The organism is Actinopolymorpha sp. B17G11, assembly GCF_040196095.1.
Classification (GTDB): domain Bacteria; phylum Actinomycetota; class Actinomycetes; order Propionibacteriales; family Actinopolymorphaceae; genus Thermasporomyces.
On the sequence record NZ_JBEFTW010000065.1, the window covers coordinates 1 to 14451 of the forward strand.

11 protein-coding genes and 2 pseudogenes are annotated in these 14451 nt (G+C 65.0%); 4 read left to right on the plus strand and 9 right to left on the minus strand.

The features are described from left to right. Positions 1 to 439: 439 nt before the first annotated feature. The 4 genes from ABN028_RS33915 to ABN028_RS33930 all read right to left on the minus strand — a co-directional run bounded on the left by ABN028_RS33915 (position 440) and on the right by ABN028_RS33930 (position 4983). A complete protein-coding gene (locus ABN028_RS33915) occupies positions 440 to 1462 on the minus strand; it encodes a phosphotransferase (protein ID WP_349699460.1) in 1023 nt (340 codons plus the stop codon). Next, positions 1459 to 2373: a phytanoyl-CoA dioxygenase family protein gene (locus tag ABN028_RS33920; protein ID WP_349699461.1), complete on the minus strand. Its 915-nt coding sequence runs from the start codon at positions 2371 to 2373 to the stop codon at positions 1459 to 1461. The genes ABN028_RS33915 and ABN028_RS33920 overlap by 4 nt, the downstream gene beginning before the upstream one ends. Before the next feature lie 893 nt (positions 2374 to 3266). Further along, positions 3267 to 4178, minus strand: a complete 912-nt coding sequence (locus tag ABN028_RS33925; RefSeq protein WP_349699462.1) for a phosphotransferase family protein — start codon at positions 4176 to 4178, stop codon at positions 3267 to 3269. A 274-nt stretch (positions 4179 to 4452) separates the two neighbouring features. Continuing rightward, positions 4453 to 4983: an HIT family protein gene (locus tag ABN028_RS33930; protein ID WP_349699463.1), complete on the minus strand. Its 531-nt coding sequence runs from the start codon at positions 4981 to 4983 to the stop codon at positions 4453 to 4455. Between the two features lie 234 nt (positions 4984 to 5217). Between ABN028_RS33930 and ABN028_RS33935 the strand changes: the two genes are divergently transcribed. Further along, entirely contained in the window at positions 5218 to 6048 is an 831-nt protein-coding gene (locus ABN028_RS33935) for a class I SAM-dependent methyltransferase (protein WP_349699464.1), read from the plus strand. A gap of 456 nt (positions 6049 to 6504) precedes the next feature. Here ABN028_RS33935 and ABN028_RS33940 read toward each other — a convergent pair whose 3' ends face one another. Together ABN028_RS33940 and ABN028_RS33945 are read right to left on the minus strand one after the other, a co-directional pair. Beyond that, positions 6505 to 6921 (minus strand): SgcJ/EcaC family oxidoreductase, encoded by a 417-nt coding sequence (locus tag ABN028_RS33940; RefSeq protein ID WP_349699465.1) that lies wholly within the window; start codon positions 6919 to 6921, stop codon positions 6505 to 6507. 340 nt (positions 6922 to 7261) lie between these two features. After that, positions 7262 to 7561, minus strand: a complete 300-nt coding sequence (locus ABN028_RS33945) for a hypothetical protein (RefSeq protein ID WP_349699466.1) — start codon at positions 7559 to 7561, stop codon at positions 7262 to 7264. A 151-nt stretch (positions 7562 to 7712) separates the two neighbouring features. On the opposite strand from ABN028_RS33945, the gene ABN028_RS33950 reads away from it, so the two are divergent. Continuing rightward, a complete protein-coding gene (locus ABN028_RS33950) occupies positions 7713 to 8117 on the plus strand; it encodes an NUDIX domain-containing protein (protein ID WP_349699467.1) in 405 nt (134 codons plus the stop codon). A gap of 104 nt (positions 8118 to 8221) precedes the next feature. Next, positions 8222 to 8667 (plus strand): annotated as a pseudogene (locus ABN028_RS33955) (transposase); the annotation flags it as partial. 702 nt (positions 8668 to 9369) lie between these two features. Here ABN028_RS33955 and ABN028_RS33960 read toward each other — a convergent pair. After that, a pseudogene (locus ABN028_RS33960) lies at positions 9370 to 10824 on the minus strand (DUF4838 domain-containing protein); the annotation flags it as partial. 100 nt (positions 10825 to 10924) lie between these two features. Next, positions 10925 to 12298: a hypothetical protein gene (locus ABN028_RS33965; protein WP_349332436.1), complete on the minus strand. Its 1374-nt coding sequence runs from the start codon at positions 12296 to 12298 to the stop codon at positions 10925 to 10927. Between the two features lie 666 nt (positions 12299 to 12964). Here ABN028_RS33965 and ABN028_RS33970 point away from each other — a divergent pair. After that, entirely contained in the window at positions 12965 to 13288 is a 324-nt protein-coding gene (locus tag ABN028_RS33970) for an SGNH/GDSL hydrolase family protein (protein ID WP_349332435.1), read from the plus strand. 712 nt (positions 13289 to 14000) lie between these two features. Here ABN028_RS33970 and ABN028_RS33975 read toward each other — a convergent pair. Next, on the minus strand, positions 14001 to 14153 hold the full coding sequence (locus ABN028_RS33975) for a hypothetical protein (RefSeq protein WP_349332434.1): 153 nt from the start codon (positions 14151 to 14153) through the stop codon (positions 14001 to 14003). Positions 14154 to 14451 lie beyond the last annotated feature (298 nt).

A 14451-nucleotide genomic window follows, 5' to 3' on the forward strand; every position in this document is an offset into this window, starting at 1 on the left:
CCCTCATCATCCCCGATCGGGCGGCCACGGCCTTCTCCTTGACGCCACTGCGACCCGGCCGTTCCGTTTCCGTTCGCTACGCTCGCCCCAACAAGCAGCCGTGTTGCGACCACCGCCAGAATCCGCCGATCCCCATCCGTACGTGGGAGGTTTCTCCTGCAGACTCGCCCCAAGGAGCGCGACGTGGTGAGGCTCGTCGCGACGAGATCCTCCGACGATCGCGTCACGACTCTGCGTCTTGGTGGGTGCAGTGAAGAAGCTGCTCGCGTCGGCGCGGCGTCGTCTCGGGCTGACCGACCGAAAGGGGGTCCCCGCCGCGTGGTCGCGGTGCCACGGCTGATGGGCCGGCGCTCGACGACGAGCTCGTCCGTCTCTTTGTGGCGGTCGGCAGCGGCTACAGACCGCGCGGCGAGAGCCCTCAACATCGGAGTCGAGGCTGCTACGAATCTGTTGTCGCCCATCTCGATTCGAAGTCCGCCCACTCGCGGCGGATGTCGGCGTCGTCAATGTGCGGAGACCGGAACATCTCGCTGTAGTTGCAGAGTTCCCAAAGGGCCCCGATGTGCCGGTACAGGTCGACAGCGGTCAGATCGATGTCTGGGGACGATGCTGCCGAGGTGTATGCGATCCAGTCCTCATCAGTCTTCAGTTGGACCTCCTCACCCCACACCATGTCTCGTTCGCGTGGAGCGACGACCACCGTGTCCCAGTCAACGAGAAGCAGGTTGTCATCTTCGGTGTGGACGATGTTGCCTGGGTGCATCTGTCCATGGGTGACGACCCATGGGTTGTCGGCGGCGCGAACAGCGTCCGCCAGTTCGTCGCACCGCTCGAACATGTCCAGAATCATCGGCGCTTTCTCGCGGAATACAACTCGCGCCGGTTCTCCGTAAGGACCGGACGTCCACGGTGACCGCAGGTCGTGGAGCGCGTTGAGAAGGCGGTGTTTGAGCGGCATGGTGAGTGTGTCGCGTTGCGGGATCCCGGTCGGAACTGTGTCCGCTGCGGCGTGGAGCCTGCCCAGCGTTTCGAGCAGCCGCCGGCGGGCATCAGGACCGTGCAAGTCTGAGATTCGGTCGATGAATGGGAAGACCGAGACCGCGTAGTTGTCGTCGAGGCGTCTCAGCACGTCGCCGTCCGGAGTGGTGATCGGTGCGTGGACGAACTCGAGTCCGCCATCGCGCAGGGCAACGGCGGTGCGGAACGCACGCTCGAGCGCCTTGAACGCCGCCTCGAGGTCGACATCGGTCCAGGGCGAGAAGGTCGGGCCCAACATCGCGAACAACTTGCCGAAGAGCCCGTCGACCGTGACGAACCAACGTTGCCCGCCCGAATCGACAGCCAAGTAGTGATGCGCTCCAGCGCCGACCGGCAGATAGCTGAGCGAGGTGACCGAAAGCTCCCAGGCGCGAAGTGTCGACACGAGCGCGTCGCGATCGAAGTTGCGGGGTTCCACGTTCATCGGGACACCTGGTCCGCGTACGGCGCCATGTCCATGCTCGGGTAGCGGCATTGCACGTCTGCGAGCGTCTGGTCGTCCCAGTAGGGGTCGCCGACCGAAGGGAATCCGAACAGTTCGCGCTCACGGGGCGTGGCCCGTTCGATCAGCTCCGTCCAGTGCGGACTGAGCGACTGGTCGGCCCAACCCGTCCGTCCGGTCCACCGTGGGCCCCAGACCTCGTAGTCCACGAGCAGCGCAAAGCGAGCTCGTCGTTCACCCGTCATTTGCGAACCGCGGTGGAGAACGTCGGTGCGGTAGGTGAACAGGGTGCCGGCCGGTCCGGTCACACTCACCTCGATGTCGGCGAAGACGCCGGGCTCGATGCCGGTCCCCGCGGCGAAATTCTCGAAGCCGGGAGATTGTCCCTGGGGCCAGTACGGGCGTGTCGCCGTGGCCTGGAGCGGTACGACCTTGGTAGGGCCGTCTAGCTCGTCGACGTCCGACAGCAAGATGAAGGACTCCATTTGGCGTCCCGGATCGCTGCGTTTCGGGACCACGAGTGAGTGGTTGACGAAGTCGCGATGGTGCGGCTGTTCGTAGTCGACCGCGCCCGAATACTTCGCCCACAGCGATGCGGCGTAGAGATGAAGGTCAGGCGATCCGAGGAACCGTTCTGCCAGGTCCACCAGGTCTGGGTGGAACGCGAGCCGGTTCAGATCCCAGGACTGCCACGGCGGTGTGCGAACCCCGGCGAACTGACCGTCCGTGTACTCCTGGTGGGCTGACGGATCGGCGAAGTACTCCTCGGGTCGGGGGTAGTGCAGCCACAGCGCCTCCTGCGCCGCGTTCAGCTCGTCGGGGGTTAGGAATCCGGGAACGATCGTGAAGCCCTGCTCACGCAACTCGTGGAGATTGCGGTCTGGGACCTGCATGCGAAGAGCACCCCTTTCGGGGCCGCTGTCTGCGACCGGTGTCGAAGCTGGCAAATGACCTTCTGCGACACGGCAGGATCAAGGATGTCTCGGCGGTGCTGGCAGTGCTCTCACCAACTGCCATGCCCGCCAATGGGCCACCGGAACCTTCTCTGCGATCAGGAAGCTCCCGGCAGCATCGCATTGCTGCATACCCGCGCAGCACGCGACGACACGTCCGTACCTACCGTGTCAGCGCGTGCCCCGACGGCCGGGCGGGTCGTAATACACCCGACCCCAGATGCCATCCGACATGCAGCCTCTCCATCGAACCAGTCAAGGAGCAGACCCAGCAAAACCTGAGCTCCTCCGTCCGCGGGACTCTAACCGGTCGCGCGACATCTGCCAATTGCGTTTGGCTGGGACCACCCAGTGGTCAACGACGGCCGGAGCCATCAGCACTGGCGTCGTATTCGCCACTGTCGAATACGTCGCTGTACCAGGTGACCGTGACGATGGTCGGTGCCGCGCAGTCGCAGCACCAGGGCAACCTGTGCCCGGCCAGCACGATACGAGGTCGCTGGATTGGCGACGTCGACTGACCCAGACCGCCGCGTCCCGGACGGACCTCTCGCGTCGACAGATCCCCGAATCCTGAGCTCTATCAGTCTCGAGGTCCCCGATGTCCTCGGCGAACGTCTGAACCCCGCTCCGCGCACTCAGTGATCAGATTGGCCGAGTTTGCTGGTGCCCGATAGGGGATCCGCTTCCGTACGCCCGGCCAGGGTTCCGGCTCGCGGACGGCGACATGGGTGGAGTCTCCTCCAGCTGTGTGGCCGGAGTCGGTGCTCTTGAGCATCAACGCGTTCGGTGGTGACGTCAGCCCTACGTCGATGTGATTGTCGCCGCGAGGCTTAGCTCAGGCGGCTCTCGCCTAGCCGTAGGTGTAAGTCGATGACGTCGGGTTCGCCGGCGCGGATGGTCCAGTGCAGCATGGTCAGGGTCCAGTGTGCCCAGTACATCCGGAGCAGGTCAGGTTCGAGCGTTGCGTCGAGGTAGTTGTCGAGGTGGTCGATCGCTTCTTGTTGAACGCCGTTGTGTCCGCCGGTGGGATCGAGGCGTGCCCAGGCGAGGTCGAAGCGCAGCTTGATGAGGCCGAAGTGTCGGTCGCCCCTTGCGACGCCGAAGTTCCAGTCGACAACGCCGGTGATCTTTCCGGAGTCGTCGATGAGCACGTTGGGGATGGTGTAGTCGGTGTGGACAAGGTCGTCACCGGTCATCTCGTGCACGGGCGCGGCGCCAACCTCGCGGATGATCTTGAGTAGCCGCCGGCTGCGGTCGTTGTAGCCCGCCAGGGTCTCGTGCCTGGGAAACTCTGGGCCGCTGTGCCGCAGATGCAATGGTGGCACGGGTACGTCGGGGCGGCTGGTGAGCAGGCCGGCGAACCGCTCGTTCATCGCTAGAACCGCATTGATCATGTCGGCGTCGGTGCGGTGTGGTGGCGTGCCAGGCAGGCGTTCTTGGACGACGCCGACGACCCCGTTGTCAAGCTGGACGACCAGCTCGTGGCGAGGTACGGGCAGTCCTTGGCCGCGAAGCATCGACAACACCTCGGCTGTACGACGCATCGTGTGCAGGCCGGCGTCATACGAGCGGGTGACGACCCCATCGTGTCCATCCGGCCAGCGGACGAAGACCGCGCCGCCGGTCTCACCCTGATCGGCCATTCCCGTAACGACCAGACCCAGACCTGTGCGCTTGTTGATCTCCGCGACCAGGGTGTGGTGCTCTGTCGTGGCCGGTTTGGCTGTTGCGTTCTCACTCATTGCCGACCGTCCTCAGCAGGATAGGGAGCGCACTAGGCACAGGTGACGGTGAAGCTAACGCATCTCCCCGACACCTCTTGTCAGGGAGATGGGTTCCCAGACAAGGAAACACAACGAGGGCACTCACCTCGACCACGACTGCCGGCGGAGGGACTGGTCGCCGTCGACGGGCCCGTCCGTTGAGGGATCGGCTGCCGACGCATGGCATGGTTCCCTTATCGGGCATGGCATGGGAGGACTTCGAGCGGGTTGATCGCAGCGTCAGCGCTGCGACTCAAACGGTCGTTGTTTGCTCGCGCCTTATGGCGTCCGCGATCGCTTGCCGGTCCTGTGGAGATCGGTCGAATGATGCGCGCCAGCTAATCGGTCCACCGACGTACGGGTCGCCGGCGAACCGCGGGTGTAGGTGCATGTGGAGGTGGGGCATCGTGTTGCCGTGGATCTCGTAGTTGATCTTGGCGGGTGTGAAGAGGGTGTTCAGTGCTCGGGCTACGAGCATGGCTTCGTCCCAGAACTGGCGACGCTCCAGCCCGGGCAGTTCGAACGGCTCTACCACGTGGCGCCGGGCAACCATGCACACATAGCCCGGCAACGGAGCGCTCGGCCCAGCGCACGCGACCGATGCGGCGAACTCGACCAACACGTTCGTCGGGCCGCCATCGCGACAGATGGGGCATGCAGCCGTCGACTTTCGATCTTGCCAGTCCTGCGGTCTCGACCAAACCGAGCCACTGCCACTGGAGGGTTCTTGACTTCGACCGCCGTCCCGGGCTTCGCCTACAGCCATGACCAAGGAGTGTGCCATGTGACGAGTGGCGACTGTTGACGGTCACCTGCGTGATCATGACCGCCGACATTGCGTCCTCCTTGACTGCCCGCAGCCATCGGATCGCCGTGCTGCGGACCACCCATGGCCCGCGGGAACTCCCTCGCCGGACACCCGTATGCGTCGTCCTCGGCGTTGTAGTCCGGAGTTAGAGTGGTGATACTCGCGCGGCCGATGTCGTCCTGCGATCGCCTCGCTCGAAAGGACGACAACGTGGTTGGCGACAGTGATGAGGGCCCGGTCGCGTCGGCGCAGGACGAACGCCGCCGCTGGGCGTTGGATCGTTCGAGGTTGTTCGATCAGGAAGCAGAGCGCTACGACCGGTACCGACCGACGTATCCGGACGCCCTGATCGATGACCTGCTCGGTTCGAAGCCGGAAGGCCTGCACGTTCTCGACGTTGGTTGCGGCACGGGGATCGCTTCGAGGCTGATGGCCGGGCGGGGCGCGAAGGTCCTCGGCGTGGAAGTCGCTCCGAGGATGGCGGAGATCGCTCGCGGCCACGGGATCGACGTAGAAGTTGGTCCGTTCGAGGATTGGGAGCCTGCTGGTCGCACTTTCGATCGGGTTGTCTCGGCGCAGGCGTGGCATTGGCTCGACCGCGCCGTTGCGACAGCCAAGGCCGCTTCGGTGCTGCGGCCCGGCGGGCGCCTGTGCCTGATCTGGAATGCCGGATCTCACCCTGACGACCTGGCTGATGCTCTCGCCGAGGTGTACGCCAGCGTGCTGCCGCCCCGCGTGCACACCGTCTTCACCGGTTACGCGGCAAACCGGTCAACAGACCGACGGTCCGGGTTGACCCCCGAAGCGATCGCCGCGGTACCCGACTTCGATGTCCCGACGGAGAAGTGGTTTCCATGGACCCAGACCTACCTCAGGGACCACTGGCTGGAGCAGCTTCTCTCACGCAGCGACCACACCGCGCTCGACCCAGCCGTCCAAGAGCGGCTCTTCGAAGGCATCGGAGCGGCTATTGATGACTTCGGTGGCTCGTTCGCGATGAACTTCGAAACCGTCCTCATCACGGCCACCCGGCTGAGGTAACCGCGCGAGCTTCGGACGCGGCTCCATACGAGCGGTGTTCGGGGCCAGTCCACCGCCGTCCGGTAGGAGAACGGTGCGCCCGAACACCGCGATGACACATCAGAGGAGCAGCATTCCGACCGGGGCCGCGTCCTGATGCGGATCGTCAGCCGTCGACACCTGGGCGACGACGGCGACTCTGGCGGGGTGTCCGCAAGGGATCCCTTGCGGACACTCGCAGGGTCGGCGTCGTGCTCGCCCAGGTAACCCCAAACGTACGGCGCGGACATGATCGACTTTTACCGCGGCGAGACCTGCGGCATTGGCACGTTCGGATCAGGTTCCCTCGAGGGAGCCCGAGCGACGTCCGTTGTCCGCGGTTAAGTGCCGTGTCTACCGCGGCCGGCGGTTGAAGCCTCGTTGTCACGTCGCGAGCCAGCCGCAGGCCGCACTCGCTTTCGGCAGGAATCCTTCTTGCTACCGAATCGGAGTCGTCTGGGCGAGCGCCACCTGCCACCCCGCCGGTGTCTTAACGACGGTGTACGTGAGGGCTCCACTTGCGGGGACGTCAGCCTCGGCGTCTGGCCGATTGTCGTGGACCGTCTTGACGCAGCTGACGAGAGCAACGTCAGGGTTCAGACCGCGAATGTCGACAACCTCGACGCTCGTCCGAACGTCCTTGAGCGCAGACCCCAGCGCGGCGCTCATCGCCGCGCTGAACGCATCCCGCCCGAACAGCCGCCGGCCGGCGATGTTCACGATCACCGCCTCGGAGGTATGCAGCCCGGGAAGCACGCTGGTATCACTCTGCGCCTCGTCCGCCCGCTCCACCAGTTCACGAATCGCTTGCTCGTCCGCTGCCGTTGGCCCGGCTACCGTGTCAGTTGCAGTCATGCTCCAACTCTCCGACCTCAACCATCCTTGAGGTCAAGTCCTGGGGCGCGGGACATCGAGCGGAGTCAGCCCGCTGAGGGATCCCTATCCGGACAGCCTGTGGTCAGTCGCGACACCCACCCGGGGCGCTCGCGAGTTGCCACCCTGACCAACCTGCGGGGCACTGCTTGGACGCACGTCGACGCTCAGATCTGTGTGTGCGACGGCTTCGGCGTCCAGCGGGTGCAGGACGCTTCGAACCGGAACGAAAGTGCGGGTCTGCCGGTTGCGTCGCAGTGTTGTTGCAGCAGTGAGCGGACGGCGGTGAGGTGCTCCTGTCTCTCCTGTGGGCTCATCGCGATCACAGCAGAGTTGGTGGCCAGTTTGGCCGCGAAGTGTTCCGGTGTGAGCTCCCACCCGGCAGCCGCGGATCCGTGCCGTGGTCGACGATCTCCGGAGCCGGTACGCCTGCGGCCCGGACCCGCTGTGCGACAAGGGCTTCGGCGATCGTGCTGCGGTCGCCGTTGGCTTTGAGCAGCAGGTTGTTGGCCTCGACGACGATTGATGCTCCCCAGGTCTCGTGTACGGTGACCGGACCAGTCGCACTATGCCGTTCGCGCAGGATCTCGGCCGCTATCGCCTGTGCGGTCTGTGTCGACATATCGAGGAGCAGAGCACTCGCGGCCGCTCCAAATCCACCGAATTTCCGTCTCACGGCCCAACGATTGCAGTGGTCCTGTCCGGTGGAGGATCCGCTTGCGGGCACCTATGGCCAAGATCTTGGGTACCTTGCTGCTGTGGAAGTGGCTACGGTGCTGGACGAGATCGCGCTGGCCGCGTTAGTCAGCGAGGGAAGGCTGCTGCTGGCGCATCGGCATCCGCAGCGTCGCTGGTATCCGGACTGTTGGGATCTGGTTGGCGGGCATCTCGAGCCGGGTGAGACTCCCGAGCAGGCGGTTCGGCGGGAGTGTCGCGAGGAGATTGCCGTCGATGTCTCGGAGTTGCGGCGCGTCGATGTGGATCTCGCCGACACGAATCTCCGGCCACATGCGTTCCTGGTGACTCGGTGGACCGGACGGCCAGTGAACGTAGCGCCGGAAGAACACGACGCTCTGGGCTGGTTCAAGATTGACGATCTTGCCAGTCTCCGACTCGCTCATCCCAACTATGCAGGTTGGCTCCCTAGTCTCATATCCGGCGCCCGACCAGCTCGCTGATCGGTTGTGCTGTCCGTATGAGGATCCCCCACGCACACCGAAGCCGGCCCGAGTGACACCTCCCGGCGTATCCGGAGACTCCCTTCGTTGGGAGGATCTGGAACATGGCAAAACCGAGCAGGTACCCCGAGGAGCTTCGGGATCGCGCGGTGCGAATGGTCGCGGAGATTGCTCCGCAGTACGGGTCGCGGTGGGCTGCGATCACCGCGGTGGCCGACAAGCTCGGCGTCGGTGCGCCTGAGACCGTGCGGACGTGGGTTCGCCGCGCTGAGGTCGACGCTGGCAAGCGGGCGGGTGTGACCACCGAAGAGGCCGAGGAGCTGAAGCGGCTCAAGCGCGAGAACGCCGAGCTGCGGCGGGCGAACGAGATCTTGAAGGCAGCAGCGATTTTCTTCGGGGCCGAGCTCGACCGGCCCCGGAGACGGTGATCCGGTTCATCGCCGAACACAAGGACCACCAGGTGACCGACCCCGCCACCGGCGGGGTCGGTCTCGTCTGGGGAGTCGAGCCCATGTGCACCGTGCTGTCCGAGCACGGCGTCAAGATCAGTCGACTCGTGGGGCCAGACCCCGAGGGTGAGCGCAGTGGCGGCCGGGTCGGCATCCCCAGTGTCCGCCCGCACCGCGAGATAGAGCCTCCACCGTCCGTCGGCCGGCAGGATGTCGAGCGGCACCTGGACCGCCCAGTCCACGCGGTCGCCGGGCATCTGGATGGTGTACCCGTTCGATGCGTCGCCGTCCTCCGCGACGGTCACCGCCGGGGCATAGAGCACGAAGACATCCTCTTGGTAATCGACCCAGTCGGAGTCCGGAAGCCCTTCGACCGCGTCTGGCGGCACGGCCGGGCTGCCTGCGGCCGCCGCGACAGCACGGAACACCGGCACCAGCTGTTGCGGGTCGCCGCCTCCCTCGTCGAGCTGGGTCAGCCCCGCGGCTAGGAGTTCGGCCTCGAACCGGCGTGTCCGGGCCTCGGCGTCCGGGTTCCATTCGATGCCGTCCCTTTCCGCGGCGAGCCGAAAGTAGCCGCTGCGCGACAGGAGCAGGAGGTCGACACCGAGCCGGATCGCGTGAACGTGGCGCAGCAGGGTGGCGTCGTCCCGGACAGCGAACTCAGCCTGGCCGAACAGCTCGTCCGCTCGTGCCAGGGTGCGGATGTTGAGGTAGGGGGCGTCGTCCGGGGTGACGGCGCCGAGCATGGTGGACGTCTCCGCAACTGCATCCCGCATGAGCTGCATGTAGGTGTATATCGGTCCCGCCGCGGCACCGTAGTACCCGGCGAGGAACTCCCGGATCAGGGCGTCGGGATCGAGTGACGGGTCCCAGAGCAGCCGGCTGATCACCCACACCCGCAGCTGGGTGAACTCCGCACCGGAGGCGTTCCAAGCGCTCTGACCGAAATAGCCCTGCACACTCGGCACCTCGGCCAGCGACCGAATGCTTTTGCCCATTGCCCACCAGTCGGGGAAAGGCTGAGTGTACGCCCTGAAGGTGCATAGGTAGTTCCACAGCACGATGTGGCGGGAGATCCCGCCCCACCGCTGGATGCTGTCACCGATCTCGCGGTTCGTCTCGCTGAACAGCGACTGACTGAAGTCGGCGTGAATCGGGGCGATCGTCATGACCACGTTGTCGTTCACGCGCAGACCCGTCGGAGGAGTGAAGCTCCACCAGTAGCCCTGGGTCGACAGCCGGGCGTCCGGGATCTGTTCCCGCACTCGGACGACCACATCGTTTGCCATGTCGATGACCGGCGCGGACAGGGCGCCGCCGTGCGCGTCCGCGAACGCCTGGCTCTCGGGATCGGGAGTCCAGCCCTGATCGTTCTGGTAGAACGACGTGGAGGTGTCCTGCCCGGCGGCGATCCGGCCCTTGATGATGTCCACGAGGGCGGTGGTCGCCGCCTCGCGGGTGTCTGGATCCATGCAGGTGATCTGCCCGCCATACCAGTGCGACGGATCGGTCACCACCTCGTGGAACGGGTACTCGACCTCCTCTGGCCAGTAGGTCGACCAGGTGTCGATACCGGCGGATCGCGGCACCGTCCAGTACTGGTCCCGCAGCCCGTTGAGCATGTTGTGCTGCCTGTACGCAGCGTCGTTCGCGTCGCCCGCCAGCACGGTGCGGAAGCGGAACCGCGGCACATGGTCTGCGTCCAGGCGGCTCCGCGGGACGGAGAGGTCCGGTGTGCGGGGCACCGTCGTGAAGTCCGGGGCGAACCAACGAACACCGAGCAGACGGTCCAGCACCCAGTAGGCGCCGTATAGAGTTCCCCGGGAGTGACCGCCGGCGATGACCACGCTCTGGCCGACGACTCGGAGCGCGAATCCATCGTCGGACAGCGCGTCGTAGTCGACGTCGGCGTTCCCCGCGATCGGGTTGTGCCGGCCGACCACGAGCAGATCACGATACGACGGCGGCCGGTCGGCCACGATGACCGAAAACGTCGCCGAGGTGATCGACTTCAGGTATGTCGCGAGTTCGTGCGCGGCATGGCGAACGACGGCGTCCTCGCCGGCGCCGAGGTAGATCCGATACGTCGTCCGTCCCTCGCGAGCGAGCCGTATCGCGGGTGCCGCACCAGTCGCGTGCGCGTGGCGAGGGACAAAGCCCGTAGCTCCGGCCGTGAGAACTGCACCGGCCTGCAGGACTTTTCGCCGGGGCAGCGTCCCCGGCTCGACGATGTCGTTCTCGATGAGGTCGTCCGACATGCGCGATCCCTCCTGTTGAGTTCCTGGCCATGGATGCCGTACTTAACGAAAGTGACGAGTCCCTCGGCGTCGCCCACAATTGCTGTTGTCGTCGACGGCGCTAACGCACGGCACTTTGGTCGTCATGGAGCCGGTAGAGTCTGCTGGCACCGGCTGCGATGTGTACTGAGAGTTCCCCTGCTTCGGCAGGATTGTCTACGTGGACAGGTGTGAAGAGATCGAGCGAGGGATTGAACTCGAATACGGCGTCGACTCGTCGATCGAGTGTCAGCGTCGTCGTCGCGGCGGCGTCGAAGGCACGGTTCACGACGAGGAGCCATCGCTGGAGGGGCCGTAGCGGATCGCGGAAGCGGCCAAGGATGACCGCGGCTCCAGATGCTGAGGTGACCCAGTCGTCGCCGTGGAATACTTCCACACTCATCGGTGGCTCCGCTTCACCGAAGTGTGTGACAGACTCCGATGTCAATGGCAGCAGCTGCCTGCCGACCGGCTGTAGGTGATCGTTGTTGACGCGCTGGGCCGCGTAGTACAGCGGGGTGAGGCGACCGTCGACGGTCACCAACGCTTCGTAGAAGCCGTCCAGGGGCGGAGTCCAGTAGGTGAAGTACTGGATTCCCTTACAGCCGTAGGCCAGGCTCACATTGATCTGCCACAACAGCTCCGCCTCGGTAGGCAGGCGGTAACCGTAGTGACTGCACGCGAGAATGAAAACCCACGTCGGTAGGCCGGACTGAAGGGCCTGGCGGCGGACGAGCACCCAGTTGTGGAAGTAGTCTCCGCGAATGGCCGGACTTGGTCCCAGAAGCGGATAGTGATCGAACGAAATGAAGTCGGGATGCGCCTCCGTGACGTACCGGTCCAGGTGCTCCTCGTAGGTCGGCGTACCGAGCTGGTCGGAGTTGGCGTAGGTCGGGAAGAGGTTCACATAACCCAACACGCTCGGATCGAGCTCACGCAGCACGTCGTTGACGGCACCGATCTGGCTGAAGAGACTGGCGTGGGGCTCGTCGCGGATGTCGAAGCCCGCGAACGCCGGGAATTGGTCGTACTCGCGTAACGTCGTTGAGATGATGTCACGCCATTGCTCTGGCGGAGAGTTCTGGATATGGCCGATCCGTCGGTCGAACACCAGCGCCTGGAGGCCGTTCGCCGCGGCGGCGTTCAGCATCGGGGCATTGTCAACTGTCGTTGTCTCACCGGGCTGGCAGAATCCCCCGCATCCGTCGATCCCGATCACGAACGTGAAGCCGGCATCGGCGATCTCCGCGTAGCGCGCGTTCGTCGTCTCCTCCGGCGGAGGGGCCACCCACAACCCGATCGGATATTTGCCGTTGCCCAGTATCTCTGGCTGCACCCGTGGAGCCCTCTCGGACCCGAGCGCGGGTGTCTCCATCAACCCGTCCCACAGAGCTGACGTCGCCAGCACACCACCAAGCCCGGCTCCCAGCCGGAGCACGTCACGCCGACCGCGCATGTGGCCCCTCGCCACTTTCGCGGCCGCCATCTCATCTTTCCGCTGTCGGAGCGGGGGCGATGGCTGTTCTGGTCTTTCATAGATGCTCATATGAACTCCCCAGTCTGGCCGAACTGTGCGGAACCACGGCGCCTACATCCCGGTGACGTCCGACTGAAATGACCACTTACCGTCTCAGCCGGGCCGCCGGACTCGGTTGTTCAGCAGCCGTTCCTTGAACTCGATGCGATGAAGGGAACCGAGGCGAATGCGGCAGGATGTTTGAGCGCTCCAATCGCAATAGCCGTTGATCGTAGGTCGAGCTGTGACACCTGTCAACGTCCGCCAAGCCAGCCTGGTGTCGCGCGGCTTTTACTGACCCAGGCTGACCGTCGCGACATGAAGCGGGGCGAGTGGTGGGAGCCCTACTGAAACCGACGAGGTCCACCTGCATATGTGCACCAGTCCAACCGGGCCAGACGGCGTCGACTGTCGACGTCACCTGCGGTGACGCCAGTGGAACCGTCGCCGTGCTTGGGGACTCGATCACAGACGCTGCCGGCACTGACGTCGACAAGGACACCGATGGACCGATGTCCTGGCAAGACGGGTACACGAACGTCCGGCCGGTAGGCGCCGTACGGTGGTCAACGCGGCGATCGGTGGGGGTACCAGGTCATCTATGCGATGACGAGGGCCGCCCAGCGTATCCATGACGCCGGCAAGCGCGCCATCATCGCCAACATCGTTCCCAGAGTCACCGGTGACTATTGGACGGCCGAAATGGAGCTGCAGCCCAATAAGGTCAATAACTGGATCTCCAGTCAGACGGTATTCGACAGCGTGATCTACTTCGCGTCAGTTCTCGCCGATCCCGCGAACCCGGACAAGATCCGAGCCGACTATGCTTCCGACCGGACTCACCCGACTATGGCCGGCGCGTTGGCGATGGGCAACAGCATCGACCTGTCCGCGTTCGACGCACCGGTCCGCCCGGGGACAGACCGGTAGAACATCCTTTATGGCTTCGAGCACGGAGTGCAAGGCTGGGAGCCCGTCGCCAACGTCGAGTCCGTCACGACCGTACGTTCCCCAATCAACCGAAGTGGGCAATGGCCGGGGCGGCATCACTACAGGCACAATGTCGTTGATTAGCGTCACCGAGGGCAGGTCGGTGGGTACCACCCTCGCGAGTCCGGCGGACCTGTCCGGTGCCACCGCCGTGCACGCCTGGGTCAACGGCTACGGCGGATCGCCCCGGACCCGTCGGCGGATATGCGGTCGACATCACGGTATTCAGCGGCTCGGAGTCCATCACGGTAACCAACCAGGAGTTTCAACCTGCCAGTGGAACAGAGTGTCGGTGGACATCTCCACGTGGCCGTTGCGCGATTCCGTCACTGGCATCCAGATTACCTGCCACGGACGACAAGCACCTGGAGGGCTCATCCAGATAGATGAGGTGGGTTTCATCACGCCGTAACACCTATCGACGCTCCTGGCTTTCGCGTTCGATGTCTCCAGGAGTCCGGACGATTGGAGGAGTCGCTCCAGCGGGACGCACCCCCGAAGATGCGAACAAGACAACCTTGCGCTTACTCCACCGGACCGGACCACGGCGCTGTTTACGGCGACACCTCCTGACGCACGGATGGCTGGGTGCAGTCAACAGGACCGGCACGCGGTTCCGTGGGCCCTGCGCTGGAGGTTTTGACGATCCGGACTACGCAGCGCTGGTCGGGTTGACGCTCACCTGCCTCGCACGGCCTTCGAGATCGACCGGCAGTTTGTCGAACCGCTCAAGCACCGACTCGCATAACCGGGCGCCACCCAAGGTGGTGCGCCGGACCGACGCCTCGCCAAGCAGGTCCTGCATCCACGGTCTCATCGCCCATCCAGCATCGTAGGGCTGGTCATGTCGTTCACTGCCCCTGTCGCCCACCGCAACACCGCCCGTAGGCGCCTGGTCGCACTCTCGGAGGATGGACGCGGTCCAGAGTCGAGGATCGGCGGATGAGGCCGCCGAGGTAGCGCTTCGCTCAGGTGCTGTCGCGGCAGGCCGCGTCCAGAGAGAACCGCGGTTGGTAGCCGAGAAACGTCCGCGCCCTCGCGATGGAGAGCAGGCCGGCGCGCCCGGGCAGGGGTTCGCGCAGCTGCGGAAGCAGTTCCGGCCG